General features: G+C 73.9%; 15 protein-coding genes. 7 read left to right on the top strand and 8 right to left on the bottom strand.

Annotation, left to right across the window (positions count from 1 at the left end):
• Positions 1 to 25: 25 nt before the first annotated feature.
• The 3 genes from KMS84_RS32215 to KMS84_RS32225 all read left to right on the top strand — a co-directional run bounded on the left by KMS84_RS32215 (position 26) and on the right by KMS84_RS32225 (position 2,915).
• On the top strand, positions 26 to 1,474 hold the full coding sequence (locus tag KMS84_RS32215) for a family 43 glycosylhydrolase (RefSeq protein ID WP_256920028.1): 1,449 nt from the start codon (positions 26 to 28) through the stop codon (positions 1,472 to 1,474).
• Positions 1,475 to 1,606: 132 nt separating this feature from the next.
• Positions 1,607 to 2,395 (top strand): polysaccharide deacetylase family protein, encoded by a 789-nt coding sequence (locus KMS84_RS32220; protein ID WP_256920029.1) that lies wholly within the window; start codon positions 1,607 to 1,609, stop codon positions 2,393 to 2,395.
• 79 nt (positions 2,396 to 2,474) lie between these two features.
• Complete coding sequence (locus tag KMS84_RS32225; protein ID WP_256920031.1) at positions 2,475 to 2,915, top strand: SRPBCC family protein; 441 nt, start codon at positions 2,475 to 2,477, stop codon at positions 2,913 to 2,915.
• Between the two features lie 7 nt (positions 2,916 to 2,922).
• Here the strand turns inward: KMS84_RS32225 and KMS84_RS32230 are convergent, their stop codons facing one another.
• The 5 genes from KMS84_RS32230 to KMS84_RS32250 all read right to left on the bottom strand — a co-directional run bounded on the left by KMS84_RS32230 (position 2,923) and on the right by KMS84_RS32250 (position 9,763).
• Entirely contained in the window at positions 2,923 to 4,119 is a 1,197-nt protein-coding gene (locus tag KMS84_RS32230) for an XdhC family protein (protein ID WP_256920032.1), read from the bottom strand.
• Positions 4,120 to 4,233: 114 nt separating this feature from the next.
• Positions 4,234 to 5,691 (bottom strand): NCS2 family permease, encoded by a 1,458-nt coding sequence (locus KMS84_RS32235; protein WP_256920033.1) that lies wholly within the window; start codon positions 5,689 to 5,691, stop codon positions 4,234 to 4,236.
• Between the two features lie 156 nt (positions 5,692 to 5,847).
• Entirely contained in the window at positions 5,848 to 8,265 is a 2,418-nt protein-coding gene (locus KMS84_RS32240; protein ID WP_256920034.1) for a xanthine dehydrogenase family protein molybdopterin-binding subunit, read from the bottom strand.
• Positions 8,266 to 8,267: 2 nt separating this feature from the next.
• On the bottom strand, positions 8,268 to 8,873 hold the full coding sequence (locus KMS84_RS32245; protein ID WP_256920035.1) for a (2Fe-2S)-binding protein: 606 nt from the start codon (positions 8,871 to 8,873) through the stop codon (positions 8,268 to 8,270).
• Positions 8,873 to 9,763, bottom strand: a complete 891-nt coding sequence (locus KMS84_RS32250; RefSeq protein WP_256920036.1) for an FAD binding domain-containing protein — start codon at positions 9,761 to 9,763, stop codon at positions 8,873 to 8,875. The genes KMS84_RS32245 and KMS84_RS32250 overlap by 1 nt, the downstream gene beginning before the upstream one ends.
• 386 nt (positions 9,764 to 10,149) lie before the next feature.
• On the opposite strand from KMS84_RS32250, the gene KMS84_RS32255 reads away from it, so the two are divergent.
• Positions 10,150 to 11,898, top strand: coding sequence for a PucR family transcriptional regulator (locus KMS84_RS32255; protein WP_256920037.1), 1,749 nt, complete (start codon positions 10,150 to 10,152; stop codon positions 11,896 to 11,898).
• A gap of 173 nt (positions 11,899 to 12,071) precedes the next feature.
• Positions 12,072 to 12,857 carry a hypothetical protein gene (locus KMS84_RS32260; RefSeq protein ID WP_256920038.1) on the top strand — a complete coding sequence of 262 codons (786 nt, stop codon included), beginning with the start codon at positions 12,072 to 12,074 and terminating at the stop codon, positions 12,855 to 12,857.
• Positions 12,858 to 13,499: 642 nt separating this feature from the next.
• Here the strand turns inward: KMS84_RS32260 and KMS84_RS32265 are convergent.
• Positions 13,500 to 14,369, bottom strand: coding sequence for a GntR family transcriptional regulator (locus KMS84_RS32265; protein ID WP_256920039.1), 870 nt, complete (start codon positions 14,367 to 14,369; stop codon positions 13,500 to 13,502).
• A gap of 199 nt (positions 14,370 to 14,568) precedes the next feature.
• Between KMS84_RS32265 and KMS84_RS32270 the strand changes: the two genes are divergently transcribed.
• Together KMS84_RS32270 and KMS84_RS32275 are read left to right on the top strand one after the other, a co-directional pair.
• Positions 14,569 to 15,423 carry a (2Fe-2S)-binding protein gene (locus KMS84_RS32270; protein ID WP_256920041.1) on the top strand — a complete coding sequence of 285 codons (855 nt, stop codon included), beginning with the start codon at positions 14,569 to 14,571 and terminating at the stop codon, positions 15,421 to 15,423.
• 325 nt (positions 15,424 to 15,748) lie between these two features.
• The gene (locus KMS84_RS32275; RefSeq protein WP_069770075.1) at positions 15,749 to 16,801 is read left to right on the top strand and encodes a DUF2637 domain-containing protein; all 1,053 of its coding nucleotides are present in this window, start codon (positions 15,749 to 15,751) and stop codon (positions 16,799 to 16,801) included.
• 185 nt (positions 16,802 to 16,986) lie between these two features.
• On the opposite strand, the gene KMS84_RS32280 is transcribed toward KMS84_RS32275, so the two are convergent.
• On the bottom strand, positions 16,987 to 17,448 hold the full coding sequence (locus tag KMS84_RS32280; protein ID WP_438819009.1) for an ATP-binding protein: 462 nt from the start codon (positions 17,446 to 17,448) through the stop codon (positions 16,987 to 16,989).
• Between the two features lie 998 nt (positions 17,449 to 18,446).
• Positions 18,447 to 19,010 carry a hypothetical protein gene (locus KMS84_RS32285; RefSeq protein WP_256920043.1) on the bottom strand — a complete coding sequence of 188 codons (564 nt, stop codon included), beginning with the start codon at positions 19,008 to 19,010 and terminating at the stop codon, positions 18,447 to 18,449.
• Between the last annotated feature and the right edge of the window lie 65 nt (positions 19,011 to 19,075).

Below are 19,075 nucleotides of genomic sequence, written 5' to 3' on the forward strand. Positions count from 1 at the left end.
ACCCCCTCCCCCGAGGAGAACTCCCTTGAGACGCAACGCCGTTCGGCTGATCCTGGCCGGCCTCGTCGCCCTCGCGGCCGTCCTCACCGGCGTGGCCGTCCCCGCCCAGGCCGCCGCGCCCGGCTCCCCCGCGGTGACGTACACCAACCCGATCGCCGAGAAGCGCGCCGACCCGCACATCCACAAGCACACCGACGGCTACTACTACTTCACCGCCACCGTGCCCGAGTACGACCGCATCGTGCTGCGCCGGGCGACGACCATCCAGGGCCTGTCCACGGCGCGGGAGGTCACCATCTGGACCAAGCACAGCAGCGGGGTCATGGGCGCCCACATCTGGGCTCCCGAGATCCACTTCATCGACGGCAAGTGGTATGTGTACTTCGCCGCCGGGTCCACCAGCGACGTGTGGGCGATCCGGATGTACGTCCTCGAAGGCTCCGGCGCCAACCCGCTCACCGCGGCCTGGACCGAGAAGGGCCAGATCAGGACGGCGTGGGAGAGCTTCTCCCTCGACTCCACCACGTTCGTCGTCAACGGGGTCCGCTACCTCGCCTGGGCCCAGCGCAACCCCTCCGAGGACAACAACACCAGCCTGTTCATCGCCAAGCTGGCCAACCCCTGGACGATCTCCGGCACCCCGGCGGAGATCTCGCAGCCGACGCTGTCCTGGGAGACCGTGGGCTTCAAGGTCAACGAGGGCCCGGCGGTGATCCAGCACGGCGGCAAGGTGTTCATGACGTACTCGGCGAGCGCCACCGACGCCAACTACTGCCTGGGCATGCTGACCGCCTCCGCGAGCGCCGACCTGACGAAGCCCGCGTCCTGGTCGAAGGGCGCCCAGCCGGTCTTCCGGACGAACGCCGCGACCTCGCAGTACGGGCCCGGCCACAACTCGTTCACCGTCTCCGAGGACGGCAGGTCCGACATCCTCGTCTACCACGACCGCGGCTACCGGGACATCACCGGCGACCCGCTGAACGACCCCAACCGCCGCACGCGGGTGCAGAAGCTGTACTGGAAGGCCGACGGCACGCCCGACTTCGGCGTCCCGGTGGCCGACGGGGTGACGCCGCAGCGGTTCTCCTCGTACAACTTCGCCGACCGGTTCATCCGTCACCGGGAGTACCGCGCCCGCATCGAGGCCGACGTCACCCCGCTCGCCGACTCGCAGTTCCGCGTGGTGAGCGGCCTCACGGGGACGGGCACGGTCTCCCTGGAGGCGGCCGACTTCCCCGGCCACTACCTGCGTCACAGGAACGGCGAGGTGTGGCTGGAGAAGAACGACGGCAGCGCGGCGTTCGCGGCCGACGCGAGCTTCTACCGACGGGCCGGGCTCGCCGACTCCGCCGGGATCTCCTACGAGGCGTACACCTCCGCGGGCCGCTACATCCGCCACTACGACTACCTGCTCCACGTGCAGACGCCGAACACGGCGACGGACCGGGCGGACGCCACGTTCTACGCCCAGTGAGGCCCTCGCCGTTCACCCTCCCGGGACGACGTCCGGGGCGCTGACGGCGCTGACGGCGCTGCGGACGGCGGCGCGGACGGCACGACGCCGAGACTATACATGGGGTGTATACCCTCTATGTATAGTCTCGGCATGCCTTTTCCGACCAGGAAGACGAAGAACACGGGGGCCGGGTTGCGCGGCGTCGCCCTCGCTGCGGCGGCCGCCTGCCTGACGGTCGCGCTGACCGGCTGCGGCGGCGCCGGAACCACCCTGCCAAGCAGCGCCCGCGCCCACCCCGTCACGACCTCCCAGGCCTCCCGCGGCGGCCCGGTCGACTGCCGGGAGGTGAAGTGCATCGCCCTGACATTCGACGCGGGACCCAGCGAGCACTCCGCCCGGCTGCTGGACATCCTGAAGGACAAACAGGTCCCGGCGACCTTCTTCCTGTTGGGCGCGAGACACGCGGAGAAGTACCCGGACCTCGTCAGACGCATGGCGGCCGAGGGCCACGAGGTGGCCAGCCACACCTGGGACCACAAGATCCTCACGCAGATCCGACCGGAGGAGATACGCGAGGAACTCCGGCGGACCAACGACGAGATAGAGCGCCTGACCGGCAGACCCCCCACGCTGATGCGGCCCCCGCAGGGCCGCACGAACAAGACCGTGCACGAGATCTCCCGCGAACTGGGCCTCGCCGAAGTGCTGTGGACCGTGACCGCCAAGGACTACACGACGACCGACTCCTCGCTCATCGAGCGCCGGGTCCTCGCCCAGGCCGACCGGGACGGCATCATCCTGCTGCACGACCTCTACGACGGGACCGTGCCGGCCGTGCCCGGCATCATCGACGCGCTGAAGGAGCGCGGCTTCGTGTTCGTCACCGTGCCCCAACTGCTGGCGCCCGGGGAAGCGGTGCCCGGCGAGGTCTACCGCTGACAGCCCGCGCGACGGCCGGGCGCCGGCGACCCGGAGCGTGCTCCCCCGTCCGCGGCCCGCGGGTGCCTACGATCACCGGGTGGTCATCTTCCAGCTCGAACGCACGGTACCGCTCGCCGTGGACGACGCCTGGCGTCGGCTGACGCGGTGGTCCCGGCACGGCGACGTGGTCCCGCTCACCCGTGTCGTCGTGCTCACTCCCCCACCGACCCGCGAGGGCACCGTCTTCGTCGCCCGGTCGGGCCTCGGCCCGCTCTCCTTCGACGACCGGATGGAAGTGACCCGGTGGGAGCCGCCGGACCCGGACGGTCCGGGCCGCTGCCGGCTGGACAAGCGCGGCCGGGTCGTCCTCGGCTGGGCGGAGATCGAGGTACGGCCGCGACCGGACGGGCGGACCCACGTGCTGTGGCGCGAGGAACTGGACGTGCGTCTCGTGCCGTCCTTCCTCGACCCGCTCGTCGCGACGACGGCGCGCTCGGTGTTCGGCCGGGCCGCCGACCGCCTGCTGCGCACCCCGTGACGGCGCCTCAGGCGACCGAGCCGATGCGGCCGCCCGGGGACGACGTCATGTCGTGATGGATCGGCGTGTGCGCGCCGGTGAGGGAGACGCCGCTGCCGCCCCGCCGCTCGGCGACGATCTCCGCGGCGATCGACAGCGCCGTCTCCTCCGGCGTCCGCGCGCCGAGGTCGAGGCCGATGGGCGAGTGCAGGCGCGCCAACTCCCTTTCGCTCACGCCCACTTCCCGCAGGCGGCGGTTGCGGTCGAGGTGGGTGCGGCGCGACCCCATGGCGCCGACGTAGGCCACCGGCAGACGCAACGCCCGTCGCAGCAGGGGGACGTCGAACTTCGCGTCGTGGGTGAGGACGCACAGGACGGTCCGCGCGTCCACCCGCGTGCGCTCCAGGTACTCGTGCGGCCACGCGACGACGATCTCGTCGGCCTCGGGGAAGCGGGCCTCCGTGGCGAAGACGGGGCGCGCGTCGCACACCGTGACGTGGTAGCCGAGGAACGTGCCGACCCGCACCAGCGCCGCCGCGAAGTCGATCGCACCGAACACGATCATCCTCGGCGGGGGTACGGACGACTCCACCAGGACGGTGACAGGGGCTCCGCAGCGGGAGCCCTGTTCGCCGATCTCCAGGGTGCCGGTGCGGCCGGCGTCGAGGAACGCCCTGGCCTCGGCCGCTACCGTGCGGTCGAGCTCGGGGTGGGCGCCGAAGCCGCCCCGGTGGGCGCCTTCGCCGAAGGCGGCGCCGACGGAGGGGGCGCCGCCGTGCGCCTCGCCCGGGGAGACGAGCAGAGCACGGCCGACGAGGTCGGGCGGCCCGCTCACCACACGCGCCAGCGCCGCCGCCGCGCCGGAGGCGGCGGCAGCCACGGCGGCCGCCACCACCGGGCGGACCGGGTCGCCGGTGCGCACCGGGGTGACGAGGATGTCGATGACTCCGCCGCAGGTGAGTCCGACGGCGAACGCGTCGTCGTCGCTGCAGCCGAAACGCTCCAGGACCGGCTCGCCGTCCTCCAGCGCCTGCCGGCACAGCTCGTAGACCGCGCCCTCCACACAGCCGCCGGAGACCGAGCCGACCGCCGTGCCGTCGGCGTCCACCGCGAGGGCGGCGCCGGGCCGGCGGGGCGCGCTGCCGCCGACGGCCACGACGGTGGCGACGGCGAAGTCACGGCCCTGCCCGATCCACCGGTCCAGCTCCTCGGCGATGTCCAGCATGTCTCGGTCTCCTTGCTCGATCGCGGTCGTGTGGAGGACGGGTGCCCGCCGGGCGGGCGGCCAGGGCCTCCTGAGTCTCCGGGTCCTGGGGCCTCGGAGCTTCGGGCCTCGGGGCTAGTGCACGCCCAGCCAGCCCTCGATGGGGTGGAGGCAGAAGTAGACGAGGAAGATCACGGTCAGGCCCCACATGAAGGCGCCGATCTCCCGCGCCCTGCCCTGCGCCGCCTTGATGGCGACGTAGGAGACGACGCCCGCGGCGACACCGGTGGTGATGGTGTACGTGAACGGCATCAGCACGACCGTCAGGAACACCGGGACGGCCGTCGCCCGGTCGGCCCAGTCGACGTGCCGGGCGTTCATCAGCATCATCGCCCCGATGACGACCAGGGCGGCGGAGGCCACCTCCTGCGGGACGATCGCGGTGAGCGGGGTGAAGAAGAGACAGGCCGCGAAGAAGGTCCCGGTGACGACCGAGGCGAGGCCGGTGCGCGCCCCCTCGCCGACGCCCGTGGCCGACTCGATGAACACGGTCTGGCCCGAGCCGCCCGCCACGCCGCCGATGGCCCCGCCGGCGCCGTCGATGAACAGCGCCTTGGACAGGCCCGGCATGCGGCCCTTGGCGTCGGCGAGACCGGCCTCGGTGCCGACGCCGATGATGGTGGCCATCGCGTCGAAGAACCCGGCGAGCACGAGGGTGAAGACGATCATGCCGACGGTCATCGCGCCGACCTCGCCCCAGCCGCCGAACCGCACGTCCCCGAAGAGGGAGAAGTCCGGCATGGACACCGCGCTGCCGTGCAGCTCGGGGGCGCCGCCGGCCCACTGCCGGGGGTCGACGACCCCGGCCGCGTTGAGGATCGCCGCGACCACCGTGCCGCCGACGATGCCGATGAGGATGGCGCCGGGGACGTCGCGGGCCTGGAGCATGAAGATCAGCAGCAGGGTGCCCGCGAACAACAGCACCGGCCAGCCCGCGAGTTCGCCCGCCGGGCCGAGGGTCACCGGGGTCGCCTTGCCCTGGTGCACGAACCCGGACTTGTAGAAGCCGATGAGCGCGATGAACAGGCCGATGCCCATGGTGATGCCGTGCTTGAGGGCGAGCGGGATGGCATTCATGATCATCTCACGCAGGCCGGTGACGACCAGCAGCATGATGACGACGCCGTACATCACGCACATGCCCATCGCCTGGGGCCAGGTCATCTGCGGGGCGACCTGCGAGGACAGCACCCCGGAGACGGACAGGCCGGCGGCGAGGGCGAGCGGGACCCTGCCGAGGAAGCCCATCAGCAACGTGGTCAGGGCGGCGGCGAACGCGGTCGCGGTGATCAGGGCCTTCTGGCCGAGGGTGTCGCCGGCCGCGTCCTTGCCGGACAGGATCAGGGGGTTGAGCAGCAGGATGTACGCCATCGCCATGAAGGTGGTGACGCCGCCCCGCACTTCACGGGCGACCGTGGAGCCCCGCCCGGATATGTGGAAGTACCGGTCGAGCCAGGACCGTCCGGCCGGGACGCGGGAGCCTTCGCCCGCGTCGTCGGCTGTGGTCCTCGGCTCCAGTGACTGCTGGGTCATGGGCCATCTCCCAAGGTTCACAGGGACACCCGCGTGGCCGGTGCGGCCGGTGTGCGGGATTTGGGAAGGGACGACCCGGGGGACGGCCCGAGACGAACGAGGGGACCCGGGGGCGGGAAGCCCCCGGGGAACTGCTGGTCGCGGCCCCGGACGGGGTCACGTTCCGGTGAGGTGCTCCGGACGCACGGGGGTGCGGTCGAGCTCCAGCCCGGTCGCGTTCCGGATCGCCGCGAGGACGGCCGGGGTCGACGACAGGGTGGGGGCCTCGCCGATGCCACGGAGCCCGTAGGGGGCGTGGTCGTCGGCGAGTTCGAGCACGTCGACCGGGATGGTCGGCGTGTCGAGAATCGTGGGGATCAGGTAGTCCGTGAAGGAGGGGTTCCTGACCTTGGCCGTCTTCGGGTCGACGATGATCTCCTCCATGACCGCCACGCCCAGACCCTGGGTCGTGCCGCCCTGGATCTGCCCGATGACGGACAGCGGGTTCAGCGCCTTGCCGACGTCCTGCGCGCAGGCCAGCTCGATGACCTTCACCAGGCCCAGCTCGGTGTCGACCTCGACGACCGCGCGGTGCGCGGCGAAGGAGTACTGGACATGGCCGTTGCCCTGGCCGGTCCTCAGGTCGAACGGCTCGGTCGGCCGGTGCCGCCACTCCGCCTCGACCTCCACGGCCTCCTCCCCGAGCACGTCGACCAGGTCGGCGAGGACCTCGCCGCCGTCGGTGACGACCTTGCCGCCCTCCAGCAGCAGTTCGGCGGTGGCCCAGGCCGGGTGGTACGAGCCGAACCTGCGGCGGCCGATCTCCAGGACCTTCTCCCGCACCAGCTCGCAGGAGTTCTTCACGGCGCCGCCGGTGACGTACGTCTGCCGGGAGGCCGAGGTCGAACCGGCGCTGCCGACCTCCGTGTTGGCGGGGTGGATGGTCACCTGCGCGACGCCCAGCTCGGTGCGGGCGATCTGCGCGTGGACGGTGACGCCGCCTTGGCCGACCTCCGCCATGGCCGTGTGGACGGTCGCCACGGGCTCGCCGGCGACGACCTCCATCCGCACCCGTGCGGTCGAGTAGTCGTCGAACCCCTCGGAGAAGCCGACGTTCTTGATGCCGACGGCGTAGCCGACGCCGCGCACGACGCCCTCGCCGTGCGTGGTGTTGGACAGTCCGCCGGGCAGCTGCCGGACGTCAGCGCCCTCGCTGCTCTCCCACTGACGCTCGGGCGGCAGCGGCATCGCCTTGACGCGGCGCAGGAGTTCGGCGACCGGCGCCGGGGAGTCCACCCGCTGCCCGGTCGGCAGGAGCGCCCCCTGTTCCATCGCGTTGCGCTGCCGGAACTCCACCGGGTCCAGGCCGAGTTCCTTCGCCACCTTGTCCATCTGCGCCTCGTAGGCGAAGCACGCCTGGACCGCGCCGAAGCCGCGCATCGCGCCGCAGGGCGGGTTGTTGGTGTAGAGGGCGATGGCCTCGACGTCCACGTCGTCGACGACATAGGGGCCGATGCCGAGCGAGGAGGCGTTGCCGACCACCGCGGGGGACGCGGAGGCGTACGCGCCGCCGTCGAGCACGATGCGGCACTTGACGTGGGTCAGCTTGCCGTCGCGGGTCGCGCCGTGCTCGTAGGTCAGCTTGGCCGGGTGGCGGTGCACATGGCCGAAGAAGGACTCGAAGCGGTTGTAGACGATCTTGACGGGCTTCCCGGTGCGCAGGGCGAGCAGACAGGCGTGGATCTGCATCGACAGGTCCTCGCGACCGCCGAACGCGCCGCCGACGCCGGCCAGCGTCATCCGCACCTTGCTCTCGGGCAGCCCGAGCACCGGGGCGATCTGACGCAGGTCGGAGTGCAGCCACTGGGTGGCGATGTACAGGTGGACGCCGCCGTCCTCCTCGGGCACGGCGAGGCCCGACTCCGGGCCGAGGAAGGCCTGGTCCTGCATGCCGAAGGTGTACTCGCCCCGCACGACCACGTCGGCGCGCCGGGCCGCCGCGTCGGCGTCGCCGCGCACGATGGGCTGGCGGTGGACGATGTTGGGGTGCGGGACGTGGCCGATGTGGTGGTCGTCGCGGTTCTCGTGGATCAGGATCGCGTCGGGCGCGGTCGCGGAGGCCTCGTCGGTGATGACGGGCAGTTCGCGGTATTCCACCTTGATCTTGGCGGCGGCGCGGCGGGCGGTCTCGGGGTGGTCGGCGGCGACGATCGCGACCGGCTCGCCGTGGTGGCGCACCTTGCCGTGCGCCAGGACCGGGGTGTCCTGGATCTCGAGGCCGTAGTTCTTCACCTCGGTCGGCAGGTCGTCGTACGTCATGACGGCGTAGACGCCCGGGGTGGCCAGGGCCTCGGAGGTGTCGAGGGAGACGATCTCGGCGTGCGCGACCGTGGAACGCAGGATCTGGCCCCAGAGCATGTCCTCGTGCCACAGGTCGGACGAGTACGCGAACTCGCCCGTGACCTTGAGGATGCCGTCGGGGCGCAGCGTGGACTCGCCGATGCCGCCCCGGGTCGGGGAGCCCTGGGTGACCTCGACGGGGGTGCCGACGGGAGCGCCCCCCGTGCGTGCGGAGCCGCGGGTGGGTGCGGGCATCGTCAGACCGCCTCTCCCTGCCGGGCGGCCGCCAGGCGGACCGCGTCCATGATCTTCTCGTAGCCGGTGCAGCGGCACAGGTTGCCGGAAAGCGCCTCGCGGATGTCCGCGTCGGTCGGGTTCGGGTGGTGTTCGAGCATCTCGTCGGCGGCGACCAGGAGACCGGGGGTGCAGAAGCCGCACTGGACGGCGCCGGCGTCGATGAAGGCCTGCTGGATCGGGGCGAGTTCGCCGCCCTCGCCGGCCTGGGAGCCGGCGCCCCCGGCCTGCCACGCCCGGGCCTCGTCGAGCGAGGTCCCCGCCGCGGCCGGAGCGCCGCCGCGGGAGGCGGTCGCGCACCCGCCGCGTTCGGCGCGCCTGCGCGCGTGGTCGGCGAGCCCTTCGACGGTGACGACGTCACGGCCCTCCACCTGGCCGGCGGCGACCAGGCAGGAGCAGACCGGGACGCCGTCGAGGCGGACCGTGCACGAGCCGCACTCGCCCTGCTCGCAGGCGTTCTTCGAGCCCGGGAGCCCGAGCCGTTCGCGCAGCACGTAGAGCAGGCTCTCGCCCTCCCAGACGTCGTCGGCCTCCTGCGGACGTCCGTTCACGGTGAAGTTGACGCGCATCACGCGGCTCCCTTCGAGGCGCGGCGGGCGCCGCGGTACGACTCCCAGGTCCAGGTGAGGGTCCGGCGGGCCATGACGCCGACCGCGTGGCGGCGGTAGCTCGCGGTGCCCCGGACGTCGTCGATCGGGTTGCAGGCGGCGGCGCACAGGTCGGCGAACCGCTTGGCGACCGAGGGGGTGATGATCTTCCCGTTGTCCCAGAAGCCGTCCTCCTCCAGGGCCGCTTCGAGGAACTCCTCGGCGGTCGTGGCCCGGACGGGGGTGGGGGCGGCGGAGCCGATGCCGGTGCGCACGGTCCGGGTCCCGGGGTGCAGGGCGAGCCCGAAGGCGCAGACGGCGATGACCATGGCGTTGCGGGTGCCGACCTTGGAGTACTGCTGGGGGCCGTCGGCCTTCTTGACGTGGACGGCGCGGATCAGCTCGTCGGGGGCGAGCGCGTTGCGCTTCACGCCGGTGTAGAACGCGTCGATCGGGATGCGGCGCGTCCCGCGCACCGACTCGGCCTCGACCTCGGCGCCGGCGGCGAGCAGGGCCGGGTGGGCGTCGCCCGCCGGGGAGGCGGTGCCGAGGTTGCCGCCGACGCCGCCGCGGTTGCGGATCTGGGGGGAGGCCACGGTGTGCGAGGCGAGCGCGAGGCCCGGCAGCTCGGCGCGCAGGTGCTCCATGATCCGGGAGTAGGGGACGGAGGCCCCGAGCCGCACGCTGTCCTCGCCGACCTCCCACTCGTACAGGTCGCCGACGCGGTTCAGGTCGAGCAGGTACTCGGGCCTGCGGTGGTCGAAGTTGATCTCGACCATCACGTCGGTGCCACCCGCAATCGGCACAGCGGTGGGATGCGCTGCCTTCGCGGCGAGCGCCTCCTCCCAGCTGGCGGGGCGAAGGAAGTCCATGACCGGCTCTCTTCTTCGTCTCGTGAATCTCGTGAGTCGTCTCTATCGAGCCAGAATCGGGTGCGGCGGGCCCGGCTCGTTCATGTGCTGTTCACGCGGAGTGGGGCCAGTACACAGCGGCTTGCTCCGACCGGGTCAGTCACCGAAACCATGAAGGAGTTGGCTGGTCCGTTCGGGCATCTTGTAGATTCGTATGAACGGGGGCTTTCCGTAACCTCCTGGTTTTCCTGCAGAAACGCGGGCAGCAGCCTGGCGATCGAAGAATGCGGTTTCCGACGTCCCGCGGCAGCGGCCCGGGCTTCGGGGCGGGACCGGCGACGGGCCCTTTCCCGTCACATCCTTCACGATTCATCGTAGATTTCGAGACAGAGAACGGCGGCGACGAGATGCGGCTGCGCGCACTTTTGGACACCGATGCGCTGGGCCTCGGGCTCCTCGGCGGCGAGGACGAGCTGGACCGCACGGTGCGCGGGGTCATGACCACCGACCTGCGTGATCCCAGCCGCTACCTCTCCGGGGGCGAGCTGGTGCTGACGGGCCTGGCCTGGCGCCGGGACGCGGCGGACTCCGAGCCGTTCGTGCGGATCCTGGTGCAGGCCGGGGTGGCCGCGCTCGCGGCCGGCGAGGCGGAGCTGGGCGACGTCCCGGAGGATCTGGTCGCGGCCTGTGCCCGGCACCGTCTCCCGCTGTTCGCGGTGCACGAGTCGGTGGCCTTCGCGACGATCACCGAGCACGTCGTGCGGCAGGTGTCCGGCGAGCGCGCCGGGGACCTCGCGGCCGTGGTCGACCGGCACCGCCGGATGATGACCTCGGGTCCGGCGGGCGGCGGCCCGGACGTGGTCCTGGACCTCCTCGGCTCCGACCTGGACCTGCGCGCGTGGGTCCTGTCCCCCACCGGGCGGCTCATCGCGGGCTCGAAGGCGGCGGGCCCGGGCCTGCCGTCCGAGGTGTGCGCCAAGCTCGCGGCGGAGCAGCTGGCCGCCGTCCGCACCGGCCGGCGCGGCCCGCACCGGGTGCTGGTGGGCCGGACGACGTTCTCCCTGTTCCCGATCCACGGCAGCGGCGGCCGTCCGCCCCAGGCCGCCCGGATCCCCCTCTCCCCGCAGCCGCCGCGGACCGGGCCGGGCCCGGCGGGCGCGGCGGGCCTGCCGGGGGCCCGGGACGTGCGCGAGAGCGTCCTGTCGGACTGGCTCCTGGCCGTCGAGGCGGACGCCGGCGACTGGGCGGACGAGCGCCTCGACCTGCTCCAGGGCGTCACCCAGCTCATCGCCGTCGAACGGGACCGCCGGGACGCGGCGCGCACCGTGCGCCGCCGTCTCGCGCAGGAGGTCCTGGAGCTGGTGCAGACGGGCGCGGCCCCGGCCGAGATCGCGGCCCGGCTGCGGGTCGCGGCCCCCGTGCTGCTGCCGGGTCTGGGCGCCGCCCCGCACTGGCAGGTGGTGGTGGCCCGCGTGGAGTGGGAGGACGGCGCCCTGGAGGCCGGGCCGGTCGCCCAGTCGCTGCTGGAGGAGATCCTCGTCGACCCCGGGGCCACCGGTCCCGAGCCGTCCGACCGCATCGCCGTCGCCCATACGGGCGACGAGGCCGTCGCCCTCGTCCCGCTGCCCGCCATGTCGGCCGACCACGACGGCGGCGAGAGCGGCGTCCTCGCCGACGCGCTGCTGGCGGCCGTGCGGGAGCCGCTGTCGGCCGGTCTCGACGGCGACGGCCGGCTCACCCTGGGCGTCAGCGCGGCCGTGCACTCCGCGGAGGGGCTGCGGGGGGCGCTGGAGGAGGCCCGGCACGCGCGCCGGGTGGCCGCCGCCCGGCCCGGCCGGGTGTGCGCGGCGGGGCACCAGGAGCTGGCCTCGCACGTCCTGCTGCTCCCGTTCGTCCCCGACGACGTGCGCCGGGCGTTCACCGCCCGCCTCCTGGACCCCCTGCGCGACTACGACCGGCGCCACCGCGCCGAGCTGATCCCGACCCTGGAGGCGTTCCTCGACTGCGACGGGTCGTGGACGCGCTGCGCCTCCCGCCTGCACCTGCACGTCAACACGCTGCGCTACCGGGTCGGGCGGATCGAGCAGTTGACGGGTCGTGACCTGTCGCGCCTGGAGGACAAGTTGGACTTCTTCCTGGCCCTGCGCATGAGCTGACACCGCCCGCACCCCGGTCACCCCCTGTCGTCGCAGACTCGGCGCGCACCTGGGAGGACGCCGAGTCCCACGACTTTGTGAAATCCTTCACCCGCCCCCTTGGCCCGGTGCCTCGATCCGTGCTGAGATGCGGCCACCACTCATAGCTCGACGGCGCGCTCGGGGAGGGCAACGTGGCGCATTCCGCCATGTCTGGTACCGGAACGACCTCAGGTGACGATCCCCTCCAGACCGCGGTATGGCGGCTGCGCTCGCGGGCCTGCTGGGCCGACGCGGCGGCCCTGATCCCACCCGCCACGGCGGCGGGCGCGACCCAGCGGGCCGCGCTGCTGGTGGAGCGGTGCCTGTACACCGAGCAGGGCTGGCAGGACGCCGAGGACGCGCTGCGCACGGCGGAGGCCCTGGCCCACGACGACGAGGAGCGGGGCGCGGCCGCCTGCGAACGCGGGCAACTCGCCTACGCGGCCACGCTGCACGGGGTGCGCGACCGGGCGGACGAGGCGCGGGCCGCGCTGGGCCGGGCGGCGGCGCTGATCCCGCCGGAGGCGACGGGCCGGGCCCTGCTGGACTTCCGGCGGGGGTTGGTCGCGGAGAACATCTCGCGTTCCCCGCAGGCCGCGAAGGCCGCGTACCGGCGCGCCCACACGGCGGCCGCCGCGCACGCGGACCCCCTGCTGTTGTCCTTCACCTGGCGTCATCTCGCCGGCCTCGCCCTGCGGGACGGCGAGCTGGCCGAGGCCCGTCACGGGTTCGCCGAATCGCTGCGCATCCGCGAGGAGTTGGGCTACCTGGTGGGCACCGCTCCGGCGCTCGCCTCGCTGGCGGACGCGGAGGCGGAACCGGAGGCCTCACGACTGCGGGAGGAGGCGCGACGGCTGTTCCGGCTGCTGGGCGGCGTGCCGACCTGGCTGGCACGGCAGTTGGCCCCACCGGCGACCCCGAGCCCGTCGGGCGTGTGAGCGGACCCGGTACGACGGCTCGACCCGGGTCGCCGGCACGTGGGGCGGCCCGGGGCGGGCGCCCCGCGCGGTCCGTGCGAGCGGCGGGGGCGGGGCGGACGCGCATGCTCCTCGCCGGCCGGCGCCCGGGCCCCGGGCCGGGGCGCTCAGCGGGCTGACGCGCTCGCGCAGTGGTCCCGGGCCGGCTTGTGCGCCACGTCCGGCCCGCCCGCGGGCCGGGGACCCCTCAGCCACGTCAGGCGCGTAAGGGATTCCGGCACGACGGCGAGAACCGTGGCCTGCGCCAGTGGAGCGACCCCCGCCAAACGCCCCGCCACGGTCCGGCCGGCCGACCCGGACGGGGCGGACGCGCGGGCCCGTCCCGGCCGCCGGCACGGAATCCGGGCCGGGGCGCTCAGCCGCCCGCCACGCCCGCGAAGTGGCCCCGGGCCGGCTTGTGCACCACGTCCGACTCGCCCGCGGGCCGGGGACCCCTCAGCCACGTCAGGCGCGTAAGGGATTCCGGCACGACGGCGAGAACCGTGGCCTGCGCCAGTGGAGCGACCCCCGCCAAACGCCCCACCACGGTCCGGCCGGCCGACCCGCACGAGGCGGACGCGCGGGCCCGTCCCGGCCGCCGGCACGGAATCCGGGCCGGGGCGCTCAGCCGCCCGCCACGCCCGCGAAGTGGCCCCGGGCCAGCTTCTGCACCGCGTCTGACTCGCCCGCCGCCAGCGCCTCCAGCAGGGACAGGTGCTCGGCCGCGTCGGCGACGAGGTCGGCCCGCCCGCGTCGCGCCGGTCCGCCGGCCGGGGGCCACTGCGAGCGCCGGTGCAGGTCGTCGGCGATCGCGACCAGCTGCTCGTTGCCGGCGAGGGCGAGCAGCGCCCGGTGGAAGAGCCGGTCGGCCTCCGCGTAGGCGGCGGGACAGCCGGTGGCCGCCGCGCGCACGCTCGCCTCGGCCAGGGGCCGCAGTTCGGCCCACCGCTCGCCGGGCACCGTGCGGGCGAGCCGCAGCAGCACGGGCACCTCGATCAGCGCGCGCACCTCGGCGAGCTCGGCCAGTTCGCGGGCGCCCCGCACGATCACCCGGAACCCTCGGTTGGGGACGACCTCGACGGCGCCCTCCAGCGCGAGCTGCTGCATCGCCTCCCGCACGGGGGTCGCGGAGACACCGAAGCGTTCGCCGAGCACAGGGGCGGAGTACACCTCGCCCGGGAGCAGTTCGCCGGTGACGAGAGCGGTGCGCAGGGCGTCGAGTATCTGACCGCGCACCGAGGCCCGCTGGACCACGGGGCGGGACGGCGCCGAGGAGGGGGAGGAAGCGGGGGCGGCGGAGGCAGGGGCCTCGCCGTGCGTGTGCTCGCCGCGCGCCGCGTCGGCCGGTCCGCACCGTCGGCGGTCAACGCCCTCGCCGTAGCCGCCGTACGCGGCGGAGTCGGGGCGCGCCTGCGCGGGCACCCGGGCACGGCCGTCGCCCCCGGGCCCGGCCGGGTTCTCCAGGCCGGTGGAGCCCTGCGCGCTCCGCTCCACGGGGCCTCCTCCGGCCTTGTCGGTACTTGGGGTCATTACGACGGGTTGTTACTCGTCCGTCAAGAACCATAGGCGCACCCGCCGCCTCGCGGGTAACGGGGGGCTCGGGACCGGCCGGACCGCGGGAGCGTCCGCGCACCCCACCCGCGGCAGGTAAGGTAAGGCTTACCTGCAAAGCTCACCGAACGGCGGTACCGGCATGCCCACAGCCCCGTCGGCCACGGCGACGGCCTACGCCCGCCTGACGGAGGTCCTGCCGGGCCTGACCGTCACGGAGCTGGATCACGCGAAGCCCTTCCCCCGGGGCGGCGGATGGGTCACGGCGGCCGAGCTGGCCGAGGGCGGCACGGCCCTGGAGAACTTCCTGGCCTGGGACGACGCCCAGGTCGTCCGTGACTACGGTCGTCGGGCCCGCCCGGACGTGGTGGCCGGCTTCGGCCTCCACCGCTACGCCTGGCCCGCCTGTCTGCTGATCACGGTTCCGTGGTTCCTGCACCGGCGGGTGCCCCGGCTGCCGGTGTCGCACGTCGCGTACGACCGCACCGGGAACGGCATGCGGATGGTCGTCCGCCCGCCCTCCTCGTTCGCCTGCCTGCCGGGCGATCCGGCGGCCCGCACGCCCGGCGCCCGGGTGGTCCCGGACGAGGAGGCGCTGCGCGCGGAGGTCCGGGCGGCGGTGGCCGAGCACCACGAGCCGCTGCTCGCCGCCTTCGGACCGCGCGCCAGGCGGCGCGGCCGCGCCCTGTGGGGCATGGTGACGGACGAGGTCGTCGAGGGACTGTGGCACGTCGCCCACCTGCTCGGCGGCGAGGAACCGGAGCGGGCCCGGCGCGAGCTGGAGCGGCTGCTGCCGGGAGCCACGCGGCCCTACGTCGGTTCGGCGGCCTTCCGCGAACTGACCGGGCCCGACGGCAGGCCCCTGCCCACCCGGGACCGGGCGAGCTGCTGCATGTTCTACACCGTGCGCCCCGCCGACACCTGCGTCTCGTGTCCGCGCACCTGCGACGCCGACCGCATCGGCAGACTCACCGCGACTGTGGCCGCGGCCAGTTGACGTCGCCTCAGCTCCGGCCGGGGGACGACCCCGGGACGGAGGACGTGCCGCGCGTCCCGTAAGATCACCCGAACGAGGCGTCGGCACGGTCACAGGCGCTTCACATTTTCCTCACATGCCACGGGAACTTTCCGTGGAACCACCCTTACGGGTAGTCTTATTCGAACTCAACTCCCGCCCCTCAAGCGGCAGTTCGAGCAGATCGTCGCCCTGGGCATCCCCTTGCACCTCCTTGGCGGCCTCTTGCCCCGAAACCCCCTGAGGGACGGCGGGATTGGGCCACTATGGCGGGCGTTACGCCCTATCCCAATGCAAGGGACCCCAGATGAGACTTACCGACATATCGCTGAACTGGCTGCTTCCGGGCGCCGTACTGCTCCTGGGCATGCTGGCGGCGGTGGCGGTGCTCGCGCGCGGCAAGCGCTCCTCCGGGGCGAGCGCGAGCGCGGACGACTCGTGGGAGCGCACCGAGGAACGCCGCAGGCGCAAGGAAGCCATATACGGAACCGCTTCCTATGTCCTTCTGTTCTGCTGTGCGGCCGTGGCCGCCGCACTCTCCTTCCACGGCCTGGTCGGCTTCGGCCAGCAGAACCTCGGGCTCACCAACGGCTGGGAATACCTGGTGCCGTTCGGCCTGGACGGCGCGGCGATGTTCTGCTCCGTGCTCGCGGTGCGCGAGGCCAGCCACGGTGACGCGGCGCTCGGCTCCCGGATACTCGTGTGGACGTTCGCCGGTGCCGCGGCCTGGTTCAACTGGGTGCACGCGCCCCGCGGCCTGGGCCACGACGGCGCCCCGCAGTTCTTCTCCGGCATGTCCCTGTCCGCGGCCGTGCTCTTCGACCGCGCGCTGAAGCAGACCCGCCGGGCGGCGCTGCGCGAGCAGGGCCTCGTGCCCCGTCCGCTGCCGCAGATCCGCGTGGTGCGCTGGGTCCGCGCGCCTCGCGAGACCTACAAGGCCTGGTCCCTGATGCTGCTCGAGGGCGTGCGCAGCCTGGACGAGGCCGTCGAGGAGGTCCGCGAGGACAAGGCCCGCAAGGAGGAGACCAAGCTGCGCCGTCGCGAGCAGCAGCGGGTCGAGCGGGCGCAGTTGAAGGCGATCAGCCGCGGCCACGGCCGCTTCCCCGGTCGCGGCGGCGGCCGTCAGGTCGAGGCCCAGGCCGCACTGGAGCGGGCCACGGCCGAACGTGTCCCCGCGGAGCCTGCCATAGCGAACTCGGCCGAGCAGCTGCCCGTGCGGTCACGGCCCTCCTTGCAGCCGGTCCGCCACGGCTCCGAATCGATGACCGTCGACCTCACCGCGGAGGACGACACCATGGCGTTGCCGCGCCTCGACTCCCTGGAGCGCAAGCTCAAGGACCTGGAGCAGCAGTTCGGCTGACGGCCGGGCGGGCATGACGGGAAGGGGGCGCGACCACGACGGTCGCGCCCCCTTCCCGTGCCGCGCGCACGGCCTCGGACGTCCGTGCCGGGCCCGCGACGCCGTCGGCCTGCGGCGTCCTGGAACGTGCCGCGGCGCCCCGAGACAGGTCGTGGCCCTGATCCGGACGGCGCGGGCGGCTCGGCTCAGGCCGCTCCGGCGCCCAGTTCGAACCAGACGACCTTCCCGCCGCCCTGGGCCCGGACGCCCCAGGTGTCCGCGAGGGACTCGACGAGGACCAGCCCCCGGCCGTGGGTCCCCTCGTCGGGGATCGGCGCGCCGGGCCGGGGCCGGCACGCCGCGCAGTCCCGCACCTCGACCCGCAGACCGGCCGACGAGACGGTGGCCGTCAGGAGCGCGTCGTCGTCCGTGTGCACCAGCGCGTTCGTGACGAGTTCGCTGGTCAGCAGTTCCGCCGTCTCCGACCGGCCGGGCTTGCCCCACCCCCGCAGGAGCTCCCGCAGCGCCCGGCGCGCCTCGGGCACCGCCCGCAGGTCCGCCCGCCCGAGAAGGCGGTTGAGCTGCGCCGCACGATCCTGGTCCGCCGTGTCCCCGGTCGCGTCCTCCCCGGTCCTTCCCGGCCGCCCGGTCGCCGAGCCTCCCACCATCGTCGTGGGACCGCTTCCCCGTGCCTGCCTCTCCATGACCCCCGCCCGCGTGTCGATGTCGGTTCCCCCCTGCTCGAACACGTTCACGGGGATCCTTGCCCGGTCGGCACCGCGCCAGTCATGTCGAATCATCAACGACCGGGTGTTCGGCCATGTTCGGCCGCGCCCTCGAGGTGCTCCGCACGGCGTACGGCCGGCCGACAGGGCGGTCCCGGGCCGAGCGAGGCCGCCCGCGCGGGCGTCGCACGCTGGGACGCACGAGTCGGACGAGGCCGAGGCGCGGGCCGGTGCGGCCGGTGCGCCGCCGGGCCGCCGGACGCGGGCGGCGCCGCGTGCGGGTGACCGGACGAGCGGTCGCCGGCCGCCCGGGCGGGGCGGCCGTGCGCGGGAGCCGGCGGCGCACGGGACGCGCTCGCCGTCACGGGCGAGAGGAAAGCCCTGGTCGAGGCGCCTGTTCCAGTGGTCGGGAAGAAGGCGCGCGAGTCCGTGGGACCGGCGCGGGGGCGCGGCCACCCGGCACGAGGGCGGGGGCAGCCCGCCCGGGCCTGCGGACGGCGGGCACGTCACACGGCGGCGCACGCGTACCGCCTGTGCGGCGCACGCCCGCGCAACCGGCCGCCCGCCCTCACCTCCCGCGCGAGCGGAGGTGAGCCGGGGCATCGGCCGCTCGACGCGGCCCGCGGCCCGGCCGTTCCGCGCCTCCGTCCCCCGCGCACCCGGGTGGCCGGGCGACCGCCCGGAGTCGTGCCGTCTGCGGACACGCGGCTACCGACCTGGTCGTAGGCACGGCACGGGCGGGGCCGCGCCGCGGCGCGCGGGGCAGGTCGCCGAGCCCCTCCGCGCACCCGGACCCACGGACGAGGGGACCCGGGGTCCGGCGGCCGGGTCGTACCCGGTCCGCCGGATCGCGGATCCCCCTCGTGCACCGGCGGCCCCTCGGTTCCCGCCGTCCGCGATTTTGGCCTGAACTCTGCGGTCCCCGGGGGCCGTTGCGGCCGTCAGCTGCCCTCGACGCCCTTGGCGCCGATGTGGAAGATCTTGTGGCTGCCCCGGGTCACGTCCACGACGAGCCTGGTGGTCGTGTTCTTGCTCCACGTGAGGGTGACGACGGCCTCCGTGTGGTCGGCCGTGCCGCTGTCGGTGACCTTCCAGGCGAGCGGGACGTTCTGGGCCCGCAGCACGCCGTCGGCGTGGTTCGCCTCCTCCCAGGCGTTCAGCTCCTTCTGGAAGGCAGGCGTCAGGTAGTGCTTGCGCAGCGCGTCCGCGAGGTCGCCGCCGCCCTCGTCGGTCACCGCGTCGATGTAGGCGCCGTAGAAGTCGGCGACGCGGGTGATGTTGTCCGACGACTTGCCGCTGACGCTGCGCGGGCCGCCGGCGGACGCCTGTGCCGTCACGCCGAGCCCGAGGGCCAGCGCGAGGGCGGCGGCGGCCGCGGTGCGGCGGGTGGTGCGCAGGCGGGCGCTGCTGCGGCTGCCCCCCGCGTGTCCCGCGCCGGTCGGGCTGGTCCGGCCGTCGAGGTCGTTCGTCATGTCCGTGGTCCCCGTGTTCTCTCGTGTGGTCATGCGGTCGTGTGGTCATGCGGTCGTGTGGTGGTGCGGTCGTGCGGGGGTGGTGGGGCGGCGGGGGG

It is taken from the genome of Streptomyces hilarionis, from assembly GCF_024539675.1.
In the GTDB taxonomy this organism is placed as follows: Bacteria; Actinomycetota; Actinomycetes; order Streptomycetales; family Streptomycetaceae; genus Streptomyces; species Streptomyces hilarionis.

Bases quoted from the DNA above. Each gene is read 5' to 3' on its own strand.
- KMS84_RS32220 (WP_256920029.1), top strand. From the start codon at position 1,607: ATGCCTTTTCCGACCAGGAAGACGAAGAACACGGGGGCCGGGTTGCGC.
- KMS84_RS32230 (WP_256920032.1), bottom strand. From the start codon at position 4,119: ATGCTGGACATCGCCGAGGAGCTGGACCGGTGGATCGGGCAGGGCCGT.
- KMS84_RS32235 (WP_256920033.1), bottom strand. From the start codon at position 5,691: ATGACCCAGCAGTCACTGGAGCCGAGGACCACAGCCGACGACGCGGGC.
- KMS84_RS32240 (WP_256920034.1), bottom strand. From the start codon at position 8,265: ATGCCCGCACCCACCCGCGGCTCCGCACGCACGGGGGGCGCTCCCGTC.
- KMS84_RS32245 (WP_256920035.1), bottom strand. From the start codon at position 8,873: ATGCGCGTCAACTTCACCGTGAACGGACGTCCGCAGGAGGCCGACGAC.
- KMS84_RS32250 (WP_256920036.1), bottom strand. From the start codon at position 9,763: ATGGACTTCCTTCGCCCCGCCAGCTGGGAGGAGGCGCTCGCCGCGAAG.
- KMS84_RS32255 (WP_256920037.1), top strand. From the start codon at position 10,150: ATGCGGCTGCGCGCACTTTTGGACACCGATGCGCTGGGCCTCGGGCTC.
- KMS84_RS32270 (WP_256920041.1), top strand. From the start codon at position 14,569: ATGCCCACAGCCCCGTCGGCCACGGCGACGGCCTACGCCCGCCTGACG.
- KMS84_RS32275 (WP_069770075.1), top strand. From the start codon at position 15,749: ATGAGACTTACCGACATATCGCTGAACTGGCTGCTTCCGGGCGCCGTA.
- KMS84_RS32280 (WP_438819009.1), bottom strand. From the start codon at position 17,448: ATGGTGGGAGGCTCGGCGACCGGGCGGCCGGGAAGGACCGGGGAGGAC.
- KMS84_RS32285 (WP_256920043.1), bottom strand. From the start codon at position 19,010: ATGACCACACGAGAGAACACGGGGACCACGGACATGACGAACGACCTC.